This window comes from Lachnospira pectinoschiza (assembly GCF_020564355.1).
GTDB lineage: Bacteria > Bacillota > Clostridia > Lachnospirales > Lachnospiraceae > Lachnospira > Lachnospira intestinalis.
In genome coordinates this window covers 132,488-150,018 of sequence record NZ_JAJCRR010000007.1, presented here as the reverse complement: position 1 = coordinate 150,018, position 17,531 = coordinate 132,488, and the positions used below count along the sequence as shown (strand labels likewise).

The window sequence follows — 17,531 nt, the reverse complement described above, 5'->3', positions numbered from 1 at the left end:
TGAAAAACCGCTTTCGCAAATTTCTCATCGCCTCTTTACAACAAGCTGCTCAGAAATGAGGATTATTATGAAACGGATTGTACTTACCGGCGGCGGTACTGCCGGACACGTTACACCGAATATTGCACTGCTTCCGAGCTTAAAGGAAGCCGGATATGAAGTTTTTTACATCGGTTCTTATACCGGCATTGAAAAACAGCTGATTGAAGACCTTGAAATCCCGTATTACGGCATTTCTTCCGGAAAATTAAGACGCTACAAAAGCCTTAAAAACCTTTCCGACCCGTTCCGCGTTCTCAAAGGGTATTTTCAGGCAAGGACGCTGATGCGCAAAATCAAGCCGGATATCGTCTTTTCCAAAGGCGGTTTTGTATCCGTGCCGGTTGTTTTAGCGGCAGGACATAAGCGGATTCCGGTTATTATCCACGAATCTGATATGACACCGGGACTTGCCAATAAAATTGCCATGCGTTCCGCAACGAAAATTTGCTGTAATTTCCCGGAAACGGTTCAGTATCTCCCACAGCAGAAAGCTGTGCTTACCGGTTCTCCTATCCGGAAGGAACTGTTACAGGGCAATAAACTTGCCGGACTGAATCTGTGTCATTTTAACACAGAAAAACCGGTTATTCTTGTTGTCGGCGGAAGCACCGGCGCCGTAAAGGTCAACAATGCCGTGCGTGCCATTTTACCGGAGCTGTTAAAGGATTTCCAGGTGGTTCATCTGTGCGGCAAGGGCAAAACCGATAAAAGCTTTGAAAATAAAGAAGGCTATGTCCAGTTTGAATATATCAGCAAGGAAATGCGCGATTTATTTGCAATGAGCGATATTGTCATTTCGCGTGCCGGTGCCAATGCAATCTGCGAACTGCTTGCCTTAAAGAAGCCGAATCTTTTGATTCCGCTTTCTGCCAATGCAAGCCGCGGCGACCAGATTTTAAATGCCAACTCCTTTAAAAAACACGGCTACTCCGCTGTTTTAATGGAAGAAGACATTACACCGGAAACACTGCTTGCGGCCGTGCGCGACCTGTATCAGAAGCGCATGACTTATGTCAATAACATGGCTTTAAGCGAGCAGAATGACGCTATCGGCAAAATCATGGAACTGATTACGGCAAATTCCAAGTAATTTTATAAAACTATATAAAACAGAGTGTGACAATTGGATTGCGGAACTGCCGCTTTTATCACACTCTGTTTTTATTTTAAATTTTATTTTTGACGGTTTAAACAGCTTTGCCGTCAACGCAGTTTGATTTCCTTTATCTGCTGTGCAATGACTTCCTGCTCCGCTAAAATATCCTCTGTGCTATTTTGCTGCTCATACTCTGAAAGATACGTTTTCCATTTTTCCTTCACCGCCGCATAACCGCCTGTCTCAAGTTTTTCATAATCTTCTTCGGATTGTCCGTTATTGTATAAATCCATAACTTTTTCCATACCGTATGTGTTTATGAGCCACGTCACAAAAGACTCACTGTAAATGTACCACAGATGATTTGCCTCTTTACTCACATCTTTATACGGATATTCTTTCTCGCCTGCTCCGATTTTGTCCATGATTTCCTCTAGGGAAATCTTTCCTGTCACACCCGCTTCCTCCTCTGCCGCGTTATACTTTTCTATAACCTTTAACAAATCATCTGCCGGATATACGCTGAAAGTGCTGTTGCTTTTTCCCGTAACCTGCCGTTCACAGTATTCTGCCAGTCCGTCCATAAGGCTGTTTGAAAATGTTTCGCCGCATATCATATGTGTCAGTTCATGTTCAAGGGTCGGCTGACCTGCCTCCTGCATATCTTTATCCATATAAACGGTCGTAAACAGCCCGTCCGCCGCATCCACTATCGGCAAATCACATTGTCCACCTATGCTCCGGTAACTCATATCCGCTATTTTTATAAGAACACGGATATAAACCGCCTTCGGATTGTATTTTGTATACCAGTCCGCATTTCCTGTCAGCCCGGTAATTTTCTGCACCGCATTATGAAATTTTCTTTCAAATTCTTCCTCATTTCCATAATCGGCATATGTCAGATTCAATCCCTGCCACATTGCCTGCGGATATTGTAGTCTGAATTCGATGCCGGAAACCTGATTTTCTCCCTGCGCCGCCTGTGACACTTCTTGTTCTGTTTTTTGCTCTGTTTGGTGTTCGGTTTGATTTTGTACGGTGTTACACCCGCTCAGACTGCACGATAATGCCGCTGCTAAAATTACCCCGGATAATATGCCCGCACCTGCCCGCTTTATCATTTCTTTTTTCATTACCCTCGCCCCATTTCTTTGATAAAGTGTCTGATACACTCTCTTTTATTTTCTTAAATATATCGCAACCTTGCCAAAAAACAACACATAATCCGTGAACTGTCGTTTTTTCCTGTTCAAATGTCACTTGACTTTCCCATAAAAATGCACTAGACTAATAATAGGAATAGTTACTAGAATTTTGTAAAACAAGGAGGATTTATGGCTACGGTTAAATATAGCAGACAGCGTGAGGCGATTAAGAATTTTTTAATGTCCCGCAAGGACCACCCGACTGCTGAGGTTGTATATGAACATGTTTTAAAGGCTTTTCCGAATATCAGCCTTGGAACAGTTTACCGCAATCTTTCTTTTCTGGTTGATAACGGTCAGGCAGTCAAAGTTCCTTGTGAAGACGGCTCTGTCCACTTTGACGGAAATGTCATGCCGCATTATCATTTTCAATGTACAGAATGTGGTGCAGTAATTGATCTGGATTTTGACGGTTCAGAAGAAAGCAGACAGTTCTGTACTGCCGCCGCCAGCAATTTCGACGGACAGATTGAGGGCAACGTCACTTTCTTTTACGGAAAATGCCCTTCCTGCGCACATAAAAACGAGCAGTAAACGCTTTTAAAATTTTTGATAAAATATCAAATAAGCTTTAATGATGTCCCGAAAAACCGGGCATACTATAAGCAGGAATTAAAAATAGGAATTATTATTATTTTCTATTGACAAATGACTTGGCGCATGATATATTATAGTCACAGCAAAACAATAATGATTACTATTTTAAAAATAAAAAAGCAAAGGAGATTAAAGCTATGAAATTTGTATGTTCTATTTGTGGTTACGTTTATGAAGGAGAAGCTGCACCGGCTGAATGTCCGGTCTGTCATGCAGGCGCTGACAAGTTTGTTGCCCAGTCCGGCGAAAAGACATGGGCTGCCGAACACGTTGTTGGTGTTGCACAGGGTGTCAGCGAAGACATCTTAGCTGATTTAAGAGCAAACTTTGAAGGTGAATGTTCAGAAGTCGGCATGTACCTTGCTATGGCAAGAGTTGCTCACAGAGAAGGCTATCCTGAAATCGGTATGTACTATGAAAAGGCTGCTTATGAAGAAGCTGAACACGCTGCAAAATTCGCAGAACTGCTTGGTGAAGTTGTAACAGACAGCACAAAGAAGAACCTTGAAATGAGAGTTGAAGCTGAAAACGGCGCAACTGCCGGTAAGACTGATTTAGCAAAGCGTGCTAAGGCTGCAAATCTGGATGCTATCCACGATACCGTGCATGAAATGGCACGCGATGAAGCTAGACACGGAAAGGCTTTTGAGGGTCTTTTAAAAAGATACTTCGGTTAATTAAGAGTTTGCCGGAAACAGCTTAAAATAAGAATTTTTAAGGATAGATAGCCGTTGGACTGTCTATCCTTTTTTGCATTTTACTTTTTTACTGCTTTTCATCTATCAGCTTATCTGCCAGTTCAATCGCTTCCTGAATCATTTTATCACAGTGGGTCTTTTTATCCCCGCCTTTTTGTGCATTGGCTCTTAACAAATCCGCACAATCTGTCATGCCGTCGTGTTTCTCTGCGATTCCTTTTCTGAATTGCTGGACTGCCATAGGCGAATCAACGCCCTTTGCGCCAAGCACCATAAGTCCTGCCGTAATTGCACCGCATGTACCGCCGCATTTCATGCCGCCACCAAAATTACAGCCAATCGCCGCACAGAGATTTTCGTCAATCCCCAGTTCATCGGCGTAAACCCGCATAATCGTCTGCGCACAGTTATTAACCATCGGTGTTTCATTTCTAAGTTCCATTGCTTTTTCAACGTGTTTATTCATACGAATCCTTTCTTTCTGACAACTTAATCTGTCTGTTTTTTATACAAAATGTACCCTTGCACTGTCATACCGGTCTTCCTGCTTCTTTTCTTCTGCCGGATATCCCAGTGCAAAAATGCCAAACGCACTTTGGTCTTCCGGCAGTTTTAAAATTGCTTCTACCGCCTGCATACGCTCTTTAACCGGCGCAATGCCGATCCACACGCCGCCCAGTCCGATTTCATCAGTCGCAAGCCACATATTTTCCATGGCGATACTCATATCAATCTGCGCATATTCCGGTATTTTACAATCTTTCCGGTATGCCGTGATAATTGCCTGCGGTGCATCTGCAAGCAGTCCTGCATATGGACTTGTCTTTGAAAGCTCCTGCAAAAGCATCTTATCGTCCGTGACATAAAACTCCCACGGCTGCTGGTTGCCCGCAGACGGCGCCGCCATTGCCGCGCGCAGGATATATTCCAAATCTTTCTTTTCTATTTTTCTATCCTGAAATTTACGGATACTGACCCGTGTAAATAAATTTGCCATGCTACTCCTTTCCCAAACGGCTCTGCCGCCCTTATCCCTGTATTGCTTTTCTAAACCACCGTCCGGTTTCCGATAAATCATCTTCTGTCCAGCCGCCGGTTTTACTACAGCCCGGCTGGATGAGTGCCGATGTTTCATTTTTATTGGAAAGACTCCATGCTAAGAAGCTGACACCTCTGTCATTTAACAAATCCAGCCAGCTTTGTGCCGAATCATAATCAATGCCGCCGTTTCCCGAAGCATCACAAATACTGCATTCACTGACAAATACCGGCACACCAGCATTTAACGCAGACTCCAGTTTACTGCGCAGGGAAGCTTTATGTGTGCCCGCGTAAAAATGAAGCACGTACATCACATTATCGTCATCCAGCTCATTTCCCGCTACTGCGTCAATATCCTGCGACCATGTATTCGTTCCCACCAGTATCAGCGCACTGCTGTCATACTGCCGGATACAGGAAATCACGTCCTCGGCATACGGTTTAATCTGGCCGTTCCAGTCAGAATTCTGCGGTTCATTGCAGATTTCATAAATTACATTGTTATGCCCTGCATATTTATCTGCCATTTCTGAGAAAAATGCTTTGGCTTCTTCCTTATTCCGGTTCGGATTCCCGTCACTTAAAATATGCCAGTCAATAATGACGTACATGCCAAGCTCTGTCGCATAGGATACACCGTCATCAATGAGCTGTTTTAAAGCTTCCTTATCACCGCCGTTACAGTATCCGCCATATTCTTCGGTATACATCGCAAGGCGCACTACATTGGCGCCCCAGTCGTCCCGCAGTGTTTCAAATGCTTCTTTATTGACATATTCAGGAAACCACGCCAGTCCGTGTGTGCTGACACCGCGAAGCTGTACGGCATTGCCGGAAGCATCGGTAAGCATTGTACCGGAAACCCGCAGTCCGCCTGATGCCGGCCGTGGACTGCCCCCCGTTCCCGATGAACCGCCGGATTTACCTGAACTGTCTGAATTTTGCGAACCGTCTGATGAGCCGCCTGTCTGTCCATTTTGTGTTTCTTCCTTTATAATACCTGTCTGACTGTCATCACTCTGATGGTTATCCTGCCCCTGCTCTGCCAGACTGTCCCCTGACTGTCCGTCATCTGTTACCGTAACCGCAACGCCTTCAATCACAGCTTCCAGTTGATACGCCTTTAATTCATAGTTTTCCGTCCGGCTGATGATAAAACCGATTCCCTGCGTATGTTCTCCCGCCGGAATCTCCCGGTTATAGTCCACCGGCGATAATGTAAATGAAACCGTTCCGTCCTCTGCCGTACTGCTCTCAACGCCGCAGTTCCAGCTCTGCTCCATCACTGTACCGCTTCCCGCCGGAAATGTAATCTTCCAGCTTTCAATATTCTTTTTGCCGGTACTGAAAATATTTAACTCATACTGTATGTACTTCCGCCCGTCCGATTCCCATGCATTGCCCGGCGTAAACTGCGCCTGTGCCTCCTGATTCTTTGGACTTTCGGTGCTTTCCTTTTCATCGTAAACAGGTCTTTCGTTATTTGTCAGCGCACCGTTTTCAACATTTTGCGGACTGCTTCCTTTTTTTTCTGCATTGGCAATCAAAAATCCTGCCATCACACCTGCCAGCAGAATAACCACCGTAAGCACTGCTCCAATCAGTATCTTTTTCTTTTTATCCATGGTATTCCTCATTTCTGAGCAACTTGTTGCGAAGAGGCGATAAAAAATTCGCAAAAGTCTGCTGTTTATTTTTAGTATTACGTTCACTATAGTAATAATTATACTACAGCTTTCCACATGATTCAATACCATTTGTATATAAAATGCACACAAAGTACCATTGCCAAATACTTCCTTTTTCCATTATACTATATTAAAATACACTTAAAATTGTATAAAAAATAAATTACCCAGAAACGAGGATGATTATGTTTGATTCAAACCGTAAAAAGACTTTTCACAGTCAGGCTTTGAACCGGCTGACTGTGCTGGAACGGCTGACATGGCTGATTCCTGTCGGATTTATTGTGCGCGAAATCATTTACACACACTCTGAAATCGAGGAAGTTTTACACGATTCCCCTTCCCCTGCGGTCATTATAGCTTTAATTATTGCTATACTTTTTGTTACCGCTTTGCAGGCCGGATTCTGGTTTCTGCTTGCAAAGGTGCTTTTTCATTTTGCAAGAAAACAGATTATGCGAAATAACTCCTTTATTACCGTTGAGGATCTGGACTATTACCGGGATAAGCTCACCGGACTTTCTCCCGGCACAATCAGCCTTTTAACGGATTTAAAAATCGAGCCGAAAAAAGACCGTGCCGCCTGTATTTTAAAATATGAAAATATGGGAATTCTTAAAATGGAAGAAAACCGCTATATCGTCAATACCGATGTTCCCGAATTTGCTTCTCTACGGGAGAGTGACCGTTTTCTTTTAAATGCTTTATGCAACGGTACTTTTAACGCCCAGAAGGAAGGCAACTGGATTTATATGTTACAAAAGGAAGCCGTGGCAGACGGTTATTTAACCAGCCGCCTCTCTTCCACCGACAAGCAGAAAGAAACCACTTCCACCTGCAGCCGCTGTGTATTAGGCTGTTCGGCACCGCTTATTTTTATTGTCATTATGAGCTTTGTATTTTACGCCTTCAAAGACCGTGTAAATGCTTATTTTGAAATTTTAGATGCGCTTCCCGAAACGGCTTCCTTTGGGGAACAGACCAATTATCTGCTTCAGTACCCGGAATACCTCCCCGTACTGGCAGGCCTGATGATTATGGTTTTGCTGTTTTTCCTGTGCCTTATTATTCCGCTGCTTGTCTTTGTAGGAACGATTAGTTCAGGATTTACAAAAGCGCATTTTAAGCGGACAACCCTTGGAAATCAGATGACCGAATACATTTACGGCATGAAAAATTTTATTCACGATTTTTCAAATTTAAGTGAAGCCACACAAAATGAATTGGTTTTGTGGGACGATTATTTAGTTTATGCTGTTGTTCTCGAAGAAAACCAGCAGATTGTCAATGACATTATTAAAAGGAGGAAATCATTATGAATGCATCATTTATCGGAGGTATCATCGCAGTCGTTGTAATACTGCTGATTATTGCCGTTATCAAAACTTATAACCACATGGTTGTTTTAAGAAACCGTGTCGACAATCAGGGGGCTCAGATTGAAGTGCAGTTAAAGCGCCGCGCCGACCTGATTCCGAATTTACTTGAAACTACCAAAGGTTACGCCCACTACGAGCAGGAAACCTTATCAAAAATCACCGAATTAAGAAGCCGTGTTTTAAATGCGTCTTCTGCCGCAGAATCTTTTGAAGCCGGAAATGCACTCGGCAGGGAAATTTCCCACATTCTTGCTGTGGGTGAACAGTATCCGGAATTAAAGGCCAACCAGAATTTCTTACAGCTCCAGTCGGAGTTAAAGGAAACGGAAAATAAAATCGTTATGGCGCGCCAGTTTTACAATGATACGGTTACAAAGTACAATACCGCTATTATGATGTTTCCGCGTTCTATCTTTGCGGGACTGTTCGGCTTCCGCCAGAAAGACCTTTTAGCCGCCTCTGAAGAAGAACGTCAGGCAGTACATATTAATGCGAATATGTTTCAGTAAGATATAAAAAATTTATTCACATATTTTTAGGACAGCTGTTGGTTTTTAGAACGGCTGTCCTTTTTTATCTTCTCCCCACTGGCAATCTCCCGTCAAATATACTATAATAATTCTATTATGAATGAATTAGATACCAAATATATGAAAGAAGCCATAAAACAGGCTAAGAAAGCGTTAAAATTAAAAGAAGTCCCGATTGGCTGTGTCATTGTCTATCAGGACAAAATTATTGCGCGCGGGTACAACCGCAGAAATACCGACAAGACCACACTCGGACATGCAGAAATTACCGCAATCAAAAAAGCCAGCCGCGTTATCGGCGACTGGCGGCTGGAAGACTGTACGATTTATATTACACTTGAACCGTGCCAGATGTGCGCCGGGGCGATTGTACAGGCACGGATTCCAAGGGTTGTTATCGGCTCGATGAACCCGAAAGCCGGGTGCGGCGGTTCTGTGTTAAATATTCTTCAAATGGAGCAGTTTAACCACCGCTGTGAAGTGACCCGCGGTGTACTGGAAGAAGAATGTTCCACCATGCTTTCTTCCTTTTTTAAACAGTTACGTCAGGAAAAAGCAAAGCGGAGGGAACCATCGTGAAATTTGAGTACAAAAACAATCATCTGATACTGCGCGTTCTCACCGCCGAATATGCCGATGCCGTGCTTTCTTTTTACCGGCGCAACCGGGAACAGTTTGATATTTATGAAACGGATAAGCCGGACCATTTTTACACCAAAGCATTTATCCAGTCCCTTTTAACTGCGGAATACAACGCTTTTGTTGCCGGAAAACACATCCGCTTCTTTTTGTTTGATACGAATTTCCCCGACAAGATTATCGGAACGGTGTCCTTTTCTGACATCAAAAAGGGAGCATTTTGTTCCTGCACCACCGGTTATAAAATTGACAAAGAATTCCAGCATTTAGGTTACGGACGGCGTATGCTGACCATGGCTTTAAAAATTCTTGTCACGGAAATGCACATGCACCGCGTAGAAGCCTATATTGCACCGCAGAACACCGCTTCCATTTCACTTGCCACAAAGCTTGGATTTATTCCGGAAGGCACTGCTTACTCTTATGTATATCTGCGTGGCAAATGGGAAGACCACCTGCGCTTTGTCTATATTTCCTGATACCAGTATCCGAAATATGGATTGGAATAGTCGCTTCTGTGGCTCTTTTTGAAGTTGCAAAAGCCAAACATCGATGCCATAAACCGCTCCCGGTTGCAGTACATTCCCGGAACTCCGATAAAATACCGGGTGTTATTGTCATTTTCACAGACTTTTCCAAAAAGAATATGCTTAAAATTATAATATCCATGCACTAGAAAGCTGTTGTTTACAACAGCGTCGTCCTCAATCGGAAGCTGCTTTAAAAGCTCCGGTGTCACTTCCACACAGTCATAAAAGTAGTCATCTTCAAACGCATCTATAAAATCCCGGTTGATAAATACTTTTTCAAATGCCGGCATTTCCTCTTGTGGCTTTGCATTTTGCGGCGTTGTGTCTTGCAGTTTTGTATTTTGTGGCATTGTGCCTTGCGGATTTGTATTCCGGAACAATAACTCCTGCACCGCTTCCATGGCGCGTACCTGCTGTGCCTTCATCTGTGCCGTTTCCTGTTGCAAATCCGCCTGCTGACCGGCTGACTGTGCGGATTCGGGTGTTGCCGGCTTTGATGTTACCGCCGCTTCTTCTACCTCATTTTCTGAAACATCTTCCGCGTTCCGCCGCACTGTTTCAGATTCACGCACATTCCCGGACATTTCCGCGGATTTTCTCTCCGCCTCCTGCCCTGTTGTCCGGTTTACCTGTTCTTTCACAGACACTTCCTCTGAATCTGCCTGCGCCACCGGATTTGAAGCCGCCGCCGCTTCCGGCTGTGCAAATGTAATGTCCTCTGTATTCAGTATACAATCCTCCCACAGACTGAACATACGGTAAAAGTCCTCATTTTCTCTCGCAAGCGCAATGCCGCTGATATCTTCAAATGTATAACCTGATTGATTGATATTCATTGGATTGAATAAATCCTGATACTGTCCGATTCCCTGATTGACCATGACTGTTCCTGTTTTTAGCAGGGTAAACCCGCCCGGCTGATGTTTCTTTCCATCAACCATCACATAAACGCCAAATAACTCAGGGGTATCTGTATAGACACCTTTTACGGAAACTGTCAGCTTAAACTGTCCGTTTCTGACCTCCGCTTTGGCAAACCCAACATTTTTATCCCGGACACCGCCCGGGTACGCATAAATATATGAAACCAGTCTTTTATAATCCGCCATATTTCCTCCAATTCATACTATTAATAGACTGCTTGCAGTGAACTCCTAACGCAACCTTATGAATTGGATTTTTAAAATATGACGGATTTTTATACTTCACATTACTTCCCAGTATCTTCCGAAAGCACATTTGCAAGTTCGGCAAACTGCTCAAGGGTCAGTGCTTCTCCGCGCACGGTTGCAGAAAGCCCGCATTTTTCAAGGGCTGCTGCCATCTGTTCTTTGGACACGGACAGCTCCGGACTGTTCCCGACACTGTTTGTCATCGTCTTTCTGCGCTGATTGAAAGATGCACGGATTAAACGAAACATCAGATGCTCGTCAGCAACTTCCACCGGCGGCTTTTCATAACGCGTAAGCTGGATAACAGCGGAGTCCACATTCGGACGCGGCATAAAACAGCTTGCCGGAACATTTAATAAAATCTGCGGCTTTGCATAATACTGCACCGCAAGCGAAAGCGCACCGTAATCCTTCGTTCCCGGTCCGACCTGCATACGATCTGCCACTTCCTTCTGCACCATAATCGTAATGCTGTCTAACGGCACATGGCTTTCAAACAGCCCCATAATAATCGGCGTTGTGATATAATACGGAAGATTGGCAACGACCTTAATCGGCTTTCCGCCGTTACGCTCATTGGCAAGCTTTACAATATCCAGCTTTAAAATGTCTTCGTGAATAACCGTAACATTGTCATACCACGAAAGCGTATCCTCCGTCAGAATCGGAATGAGTTTATCGTCAATTTCAACAGCAACGACTTCTCTTGCATTTTCACATAAAATCTGTGTCATCGTTCCGATACCCGGTCCGATTTCCAGTACAAAGTCGTCTTTTGTCACACCGGCATCGCGCACAATTTTTTCGACCACATTTTCATCAATTAAGAAATTCTGTCCGAACTTCTTCTGAAATGAAAATCCGTAGCGGTTCAATACGGCGATTGTATTGGTGGGATTTCCGAGGTGCATTACATTTTTATAATCTTTTTCCGCCATGCTGCATTTCCTTTCTTAGTCCTGTACCGCAGAAAGCCCGAACAGCTTCCTTGCGTTTGCATTGGTAATATCAATGACCTCCTGTGCCGTCATCTGCTTAATCTGCGCAATCCGTTCCGCCACATACGGAAGGTAGCCGCTGTAATTTCTCTTGCCGCGGTTGGGTTCGGGTGCCATATACGGACAGTCTGTTTCCAAAAGAATCTTCTCTATCGGAATGGCTTCTACTGCTTCGACTGCCTTTTTTGCATTTTTAAACGTCACAACACCACCAAAACCGAAGTAAAAGCCCATTTTTAAAAATTCCTGTGCCGCTTCTTTGGAATACGAATAGCAGTGAATCACGCCGCCAATCTGTTCGGCATGTTCTGCCCTCATGCAGGCAAGCGTGTCCTGACAGGCTTCCCGTGAATGGATAATCACCGTTTTTTTAACATCTGCCGCGAGATTTAACTGTCTGCGGAACCACTGCTGTTGTATTTCTTTTGCCGGCTCCGGGTAGTGGTAATCCAGTCCGATTTCACCGATTGCAAGCACTTTTTCATTTTCCGATGCCGTCTTTTTTAACCACGCCATGCGTGCTTCCGTTAATTCTTCCACATCTTCCGGGTGGATTCCGACTGCCGCATAAATTTTTTCATGGCTGTCTGCAAGAGCTACGGACTGTTCACATCCCGCAAAGCTGGCGCCGACATTGATAATCGTATCAATATCGTTTGCAAACATTTCATCAAAAAGCGCTTCGCGGTCTTCTCTAAAAGCTTCGTCATCGTAGTGTGCGTGTGTTTCAAATATTTTCATAATTTTATTCTTCTCCGCTACTGTTTAAAAATGCGTTTAAAAAACTGATACAGTCCGTTTTCCCATACGGAATCCTCGTGTCCCGCACCGTCTAACAGGTAATATGTGTGTGCAATCTGCTCATCGGTCAGCACATTTTCATAATACTTTGTCGGCTCTAAGCACCACGGGTCTGTCGTTCCGGCTGCCAGCTGCAAATAGTACGGTGCCATCGCCGGGCTTTCTATCGTAAAATCGTCCATTAACGGCGTGTTCCAGTATGTTCCTTCATTATACGGTGTGGGAATCACGCCCGGACACGGTGCAAGCGAACCGATATAGCCGATTTTATCCTGCAATAAAAATCCGATTGCAAGCGCTTCTGTTCCGCCCTGCGAAGTACCGATAATCGCTGTGTTTTCCCGTCCGGTCTTTACAGCATAATGACTTTCAATATACGGCATTAGATCATTTTCAAGGTCGTACACCAGTTTGTCGTATGCCGCCCGCTTCTGCTCACCGTCCGCCGTTTCTTTGGTGTCTGCCGGTGCGGTATACATATCCGGCATGACAACGATCGCCGGAACTGCCGTATTATTTGCCAGCATATTGCCGTAAATGTCCTGCACATAGCAGTCACCGCGGTTCCAGTCAAAATGGTCGCCGCCAAAGCCGTGTAAAAGATACACGACCGGATACTTCTTAGACGTATCATACCCCGGCGGGAGCAGGACACCGCACTGCTTGTCCTCACCGATTGTCGAGCTGTAATACGTCACACGGTCGTCTATTTCCCCGTAATCCACATTGGAATATTTGTAAAAATAATCCTCCGGCGTGCTAAAATCGGTATCCTGATATGCAATTCCCGTGCCCGCCTTTATATCCGTGCTGTCTGCCACAATCCGGCTCTCTGCCGTGGAAAGGATTGCAACTTCTTTGACTTCTGCGGTCTGTACCTGTGTTTCCTCCTGTACGCCGTCCGGCTTCTGATTCTGTCCGGCAGATGTGCCATTCACACCACACCCGGATAACAGCAGCGCCGCTGTTAAAACCAGCGGCACTGCCCTTTTTGTATCTGTTTTATTTATCATCTGCTCACTCCTGACTTTTACAACTTTCCGTCATAAATCCTGAATCTGTGCTTCTGATACTTTTTGTGTCTTATAAAACAGACACCGCCTAGCGGATTTCGCTTCCGGCAATCATGTCCTTATCTACTGTCAGTACAGATAAGTTGTCCGCATCATCGGCTGCTGCCAGAATCATGCCCTGTGATTCTACGCCGCAAAGCTTACACGGCTTTAAGTTTGTAATCACGGCAACCTTCTTGCCAACCATTTCTTCCGGCTTGTAATACTTTGCAATACCGGATACAATCTGGCGCACTTCATCGCCGATACGGATTTGTGAAACCAGCAGCTTCTTTGCCTTTGGCACCGGTTCACACTTTAAGACTTCACCGACACGAATCTGAATCTTATCAAAGTCATCAATGGTAATTTCCGGCTTTTCTTCTACCTGTGGGTACTGCACACCGCCTACGGCTGCTTTCTGTGCTGCCTGGATTTCTTCTGCCTTCTTTAAAACTTCTTCTAAATCCAGTCTTGCAAACAGAATTTCCGGCTTGTCCGTTACCTTGACACCGGATGCTCTTAAACCGAACTTGTCTAAATCATCAAAATCACGCACACCGTCTTCTGCATTTTCAGGATAAAGCTGTGCAAGGATTCTCTCTGATGTTTCCGGCATAAAGGATGTTAAAAGGTTTGCACCGATTGTAATGCTCTCTACGAGGTTGTAAAGTACTTCTGCCAGTCTGTCCTGCTTTGTTTCGTCCTTTGCAAGCGCCCAAGGCATGGTTTCATCAATATATTTATTACATCTCTTAAATAATGAGAAGACTTCTGTAATTGCATCGGCTACGTGCAGGGTTGCCATCTTTTCCTGTGCCTTTGCTCTTGTTGCAGTCACAACTGCCTTTAAGTCGTCATCGACTTCTTCGGTCACACCGGTCTTTGTCACAACACCGCCAAAGTATTTATTGGACATGGCAATGGTTCTGTTGACAAGGTTTCCGAGTGTATTGGCAAGCTCGGAATTTAAACGTTCTACAAGCAGTTCCCATGTGATAACACCGTCATTTTCAAAAGGCATTTCATGAAGCACGAAATATCTGACTGCATCGACACCGAATAAATCTACAAGGTCATCTGCGTAAATTACATTTCCTTTTGACTTACTCATCTTGCCGTCACCCTGTAACAGCCAAGGATGTCCAAATACCTGCTTTGGCAGCGGAAGGTCGAGTGCCATCAGCATAATCGGCCAGTAAATGGTGTGGAAACGCAGAATATCCTTTCCAATCAGATGTAAGTCTGCCGGCCAGTATTTTTCAAATAACGCATCGTTGTTACCGTCTACGTCATAGCCCAGTCCTGTGATATAGTTTGAAAGCGCGTCAATCCATACATAGATAACATGCTTGTCATCAAAATCTACAGGAATACCCCACTTAAAGGAAGTTCTCGATACACATAAATCCTGTAAACCTGCCTTTAAGAAGTTGTTCATCATTTCATTCTTTCTGGATTCCGGCTGGATAAATTCCGGGTGTTCCTCAATATGCTTGATTAAGCGGTCCGCATACTTGCTCATCTTAAAGAAATAAGCTTCTTCCTTTGCAGGCTGTACGGGACGTCCGCAGTCCGGACACTTGCCGTCTACCAGCTGTGATGCCGTAAAGAAGGATTCACAAGGTGTACAATACATGCCTTCATAATGTCCCTTGTAAATGTCACCCTTATCGTAGAGCTTCTTAAAAATCTTCTGCACCTGCTTTTCGTGGTCTGCATCAGTGGTACGGATAAATTTATCATAAGAAGTATTCATTAAATCCCAAATACGCTTGATTTCACCGGATACACCGTCTACAAATTCCTTTGGTGTCACGCCCGCTTCTTCTGCCTTTAATTCAATCTTCTGTCCGTGTTCATCGGTTCCTGTCTGGAAACGAACATCATATCCTTCCTGTCTTCTGAATCTTGCAATGCTGTCTGCAAGCACGATTTCATAAGTATTGCCGATATGCGGCTTTCCTGATGTATATGCAATTGCCGTTGTCATGTAAAACGGTCCCTTATTCTGTGGCATATTATTTTCTCCTTTCAAATCTCCATTGCGGTGCATTTCCCCGCGTTTTTACACATAGACTAATGATAGTGAAATTATGGTAAGATGTCAAGTTTGCAGCCCCGAAAAACAGTTGACTTCTTTGTCATATTCATTGATATCAAGTATAATAACTTCATCGTCAGTATAATCATTTTAGTTTTATGGAGGAATCCCCATTTATGAACAAAAAACTTCTATTTTTTAAGAAGACAGCGGCACTTTTGCTTTGTGCGGTTCTTTTGCTGCCGTGCAGTGCCTGCTTTAACTCTCCGGAAGCCAAAAATCCCGGCAATGATACCGGACAGATTACAGACAGCCCGCATTCTGAAACCCGTAATGAAGCCTTCAATGACTATGTAAACCGTCTTTTTACGGAAACCGTCACAACAGATACCATAACCCTTCATTCCTACATGGAACATCCGTCAGACTTTGGCATTGACAATTACGAGGTCACACTCGGACGGTATGACCTTGCCGGTCTTGACAATACATCTGATATTACCGGTAAACTCACGGCTCTAAAAAGCTTTGACCGCACAACGCTGTCCCCAAAACAGCAGATTACCTACGATGAACTGCTTATTTACCTGCAAAATGAACTGGAATACTCGGATTTATTCCTTTTCCAGACCAGCTTATGCACAACGACCGGTTTTCACGTACAATTTCCGCTGATTCTCGCAGAATACACTTTTGAAGAAGAAAAAGACGTCAAAGAATACTTAGCACTTTTAGAAGACTCGGACGGCTATTTTCAAAGCCTTGCCGATTACGAAGCCCTGCGCAGCCGGAACGGTTATTTTATGGAGGATGCGCTTGCCACACAGATTGTCGGAGAATGTGAAAATTTTATCGAAAGTGCCGGCAGTCCGGACAGCTATCTGATTACGACTTTTGATGAAAAATTAGATGCTTTAACCGGCATTTCCGATGCCGATAAAGCGGCTTACAAAACTGCCAATCAGGCGGCAGTCACCGGGCATCTTATAAAAGGCTACCGCATTTTGACAGACGGACTCAAAAAACTTACCGGCACGAACCGTTATCAGGGCGGTCTTTGCAATTACCCGGACGGCGAAAAGTATTTCCGGTATCTTTTAAACCATTCGCTTGGCTGGTCAAAGTCTGTCGATGAATACAATACGCTGCTGGATAGCTATATCCGCTCCAACCTGTTGACAATGCAGACACTGATGGCAAAGGATTCTTCTCTTTCCAGCCAGTTTAACAATTTTTCGTTTTCCATAACCGAACCGGCAGCGGTCCTTACTGATTTAAAGACAAAAATTGCTGCAGATTTCCCGCAGGGACCGGATGTCAGCTATGATATTAAATATATTACCGAAGCGCTGCAGGATTCGGTCAGTCCCGCCATGTACTTTCTGCCACAGCTGGATAATCTGAATATTAATTCTATCTATATTAATCCGAAAGACACACGTTCCTCACAGCTTTATCCGACACTGGCACATGAAGGATATCCGGGGCATTTATATCAGACTACGTATTTTGCGGATTCTGACCCGGACCTTATCCGCTATCTGATTGCACCGGACGGTTATGTGGAAGGCTGGGCTACCTACTGTGAGCTTTTTTCCTATTCGTATGCCGACACCGGAAACCCCCTGCTCAACATGCTTGCACAGGCAAATTACGCCACAATTCTATGTCTGTATGCAAAATGTGACCTCGGAATTAATGCCCTTGGCTGGACGGAAAATGACGTAGCTTCCTATATTGCTGATTTTGGATTTACAGACAAGAATGTTGCGCATGAAATGTATCTGTCCATGGTTTCCAACCCCGGCAATTACTGCAAATATGTGCTTGGCTGGATTGGATTTTCAGAATTAAAAAAAGAAGCCCGGGCGCAGACAGGTTCCGCGTTTTCCAATCCGGACTTTCACAAATATATTTTAGATATGGGGTCTGTGCCGTTTGATATGCTGTTTGACCGCTTAGAGGACTGGTGCAGTGTGCAGTCCGCACAGTAAGCCATACAAAGCTTTAATGCCG

General features: G+C 44.3%; 17 protein-coding genes. 8 read left to right on the top strand and 9 right to left on the bottom strand.

What is annotated here, in order from left to right; all coding sequences use genetic code 11:
- Positions 1-67 precede the first annotated feature (67 nt).
- Positions 68-1,132: an undecaprenyldiphospho-muramoylpentapeptide beta-N-acetylglucosaminyltransferase gene (locus LI288_RS13695; protein ID WP_022432402.1), complete on the top strand. Its 1,065-nt coding sequence runs from the start codon at positions 68-70 to the stop codon at positions 1,130-1,132.
- 113 nt (positions 1,133-1,245) lie between these two features.
- On the opposite strand, the gene LI288_RS13690 is transcribed toward LI288_RS13695, so the two are convergent.
- A complete protein-coding gene (locus LI288_RS13690; protein ID WP_227090982.1) occupies positions 1,246-2,274 on the bottom strand; it encodes a hypothetical protein in 1,029 nt (342 codons plus the stop codon).
- Between the two features lie 201 nt (positions 2,275-2,475).
- Between LI288_RS13690 and LI288_RS13685 the strand changes: the two genes are divergently transcribed.
- Positions 2,476-2,880 (top strand): Fur family transcriptional regulator, encoded by a 405-nt coding sequence (locus LI288_RS13685; RefSeq protein ID WP_022432404.1) that lies wholly within the window; start codon positions 2,476-2,478, stop codon positions 2,878-2,880.
- Between the two features lie 200 nt (positions 2,881-3,080).
- Positions 3,081-3,620: a ferritin family protein gene (locus LI288_RS13680; protein WP_022432405.1), complete on the top strand. Its 540-nt coding sequence runs from the start codon at positions 3,081-3,083 to the stop codon at positions 3,618-3,620.
- 88 nt (positions 3,621-3,708) lie between these two features.
- On the opposite strand, the gene LI288_RS13675 is transcribed toward LI288_RS13680, so the two are convergent.
- The 3 genes from LI288_RS13675 to LI288_RS13665 are packed head-to-tail and all read right to left on the bottom strand — an operon-like array spanning position 3,709 to position 6,307.
- Complete coding sequence (locus tag LI288_RS13675) at positions 3,709-4,107, bottom strand: C-GCAxxG-C-C family protein (protein WP_227090980.1); 399 nt, start codon at positions 4,105-4,107, stop codon at positions 3,709-3,711.
- A gap of 39 nt (positions 4,108-4,146) precedes the next feature.
- Positions 4,147-4,638 carry a nitroreductase family protein gene (locus LI288_RS13670; protein ID WP_227090978.1) on the bottom strand — a complete coding sequence of 164 codons (492 nt, stop codon included), beginning with the start codon at positions 4,636-4,638 and terminating at the stop codon, positions 4,147-4,149.
- A 31-nt stretch (positions 4,639-4,669) separates the two neighbouring features.
- Positions 4,670-6,307, bottom strand: coding sequence for a cellulase family glycosylhydrolase (locus LI288_RS13665; protein WP_227090976.1), 1,638 nt, complete (start codon positions 6,305-6,307; stop codon positions 4,670-4,672).
- Positions 6,308-6,555: 248 nt separating this feature from the next.
- Here LI288_RS13665 and LI288_RS13660 point away from each other — a divergent pair, with 248 nt between their 5' ends.
- The 4 genes from LI288_RS13660 (at position 6,556) to LI288_RS13645 (ending at position 9,397) form a co-directional block, all read left to right on the top strand.
- Positions 6,556-7,689: a DUF2207 family protein gene (locus LI288_RS13660; RefSeq protein WP_227090974.1), complete on the top strand. Its 1,134-nt coding sequence runs from the start codon at positions 6,556-6,558 to the stop codon at positions 7,687-7,689.
- Positions 7,686-8,258 carry a LemA family protein gene (locus tag LI288_RS13655; protein ID WP_022432411.1) on the top strand — a complete coding sequence of 191 codons (573 nt, stop codon included), beginning with the start codon at positions 7,686-7,688 and terminating at the stop codon, positions 8,256-8,258. Before LI288_RS13660 ends, LI288_RS13655 begins: the two co-directional genes overlap by 4 nt.
- Positions 8,259-8,375: 117 nt before the next feature.
- On the top strand, positions 8,376-8,858 hold the full coding sequence (gene tadA, locus LI288_RS13650; RefSeq protein WP_022432412.1) for a tRNA adenosine(34) deaminase TadA: 483 nt from the start codon (positions 8,376-8,378) through the stop codon (positions 8,856-8,858).
- Positions 8,855-9,397, top strand: coding sequence for a GNAT family N-acetyltransferase (locus LI288_RS13645; protein WP_227090972.1), 543 nt, complete (start codon positions 8,855-8,857; stop codon positions 9,395-9,397). The genes tadA and LI288_RS13645 overlap by 4 nt, the downstream gene beginning before the upstream one ends.
- Here the strand turns inward: LI288_RS13645 and LI288_RS13640 are convergent.
- The 5 genes from LI288_RS13640 to metG all read right to left on the bottom strand — a co-directional run bounded on the left by LI288_RS13640 (position 9,385) and on the right by metG (position 15,491).
- Positions 9,385-10,557 (bottom strand): DUF6128 domain-containing protein, encoded by a 1,173-nt coding sequence (locus tag LI288_RS13640; protein WP_227090970.1) that lies wholly within the window; start codon positions 10,555-10,557, stop codon positions 9,385-9,387. The genes LI288_RS13645 and LI288_RS13640 overlap by 13 nt on opposite strands.
- A gap of 101 nt (positions 10,558-10,658) precedes the next feature.
- The gene (rsmA, locus tag LI288_RS13635; RefSeq protein ID WP_227090968.1) at positions 10,659-11,558 is read right to left on the bottom strand and encodes a 16S rRNA (adenine(1518)-N(6)/adenine(1519)-N(6))-dimethyltransferase RsmA; all 900 of its coding nucleotides are present in this window, start codon (positions 11,556-11,558) and stop codon (positions 10,659-10,661) included.
- A gap of 15 nt (positions 11,559-11,573) precedes the next feature.
- Positions 11,574-12,359, bottom strand: a complete 786-nt coding sequence (locus tag LI288_RS13630; protein ID WP_227090966.1) for a TatD family hydrolase — start codon at positions 12,357-12,359, stop codon at positions 11,574-11,576.
- Between the two features lie 17 nt (positions 12,360-12,376).
- The gene (locus LI288_RS13625) at positions 12,377-13,432 is read right to left on the bottom strand and encodes an alpha/beta hydrolase (protein ID WP_227090964.1); all 1,056 of its coding nucleotides are present in this window, start codon (positions 13,430-13,432) and stop codon (positions 12,377-12,379) included.
- Positions 13,433-13,520: 88 nt separating this feature from the next.
- Positions 13,521-15,491 carry a methionine--tRNA ligase gene (metG, locus tag LI288_RS13620; protein ID WP_227090963.1) on the bottom strand — a complete coding sequence of 657 codons (1,971 nt, stop codon included), beginning with the start codon at positions 15,489-15,491 and terminating at the stop codon, positions 13,521-13,523.
- A 200-nt stretch (positions 15,492-15,691) separates the two neighbouring features.
- Here metG and LI288_RS13615 point away from each other — a divergent pair, with 200 nt between their 5' ends.
- Complete coding sequence (locus LI288_RS13615; RefSeq protein ID WP_227090961.1) at positions 15,692-17,509, top strand: DUF885 domain-containing protein; 1,818 nt, start codon at positions 15,692-15,694, stop codon at positions 17,507-17,509.
- The last annotated feature ends 22 nt before the right edge of the window (positions 17,510-17,531 follow it).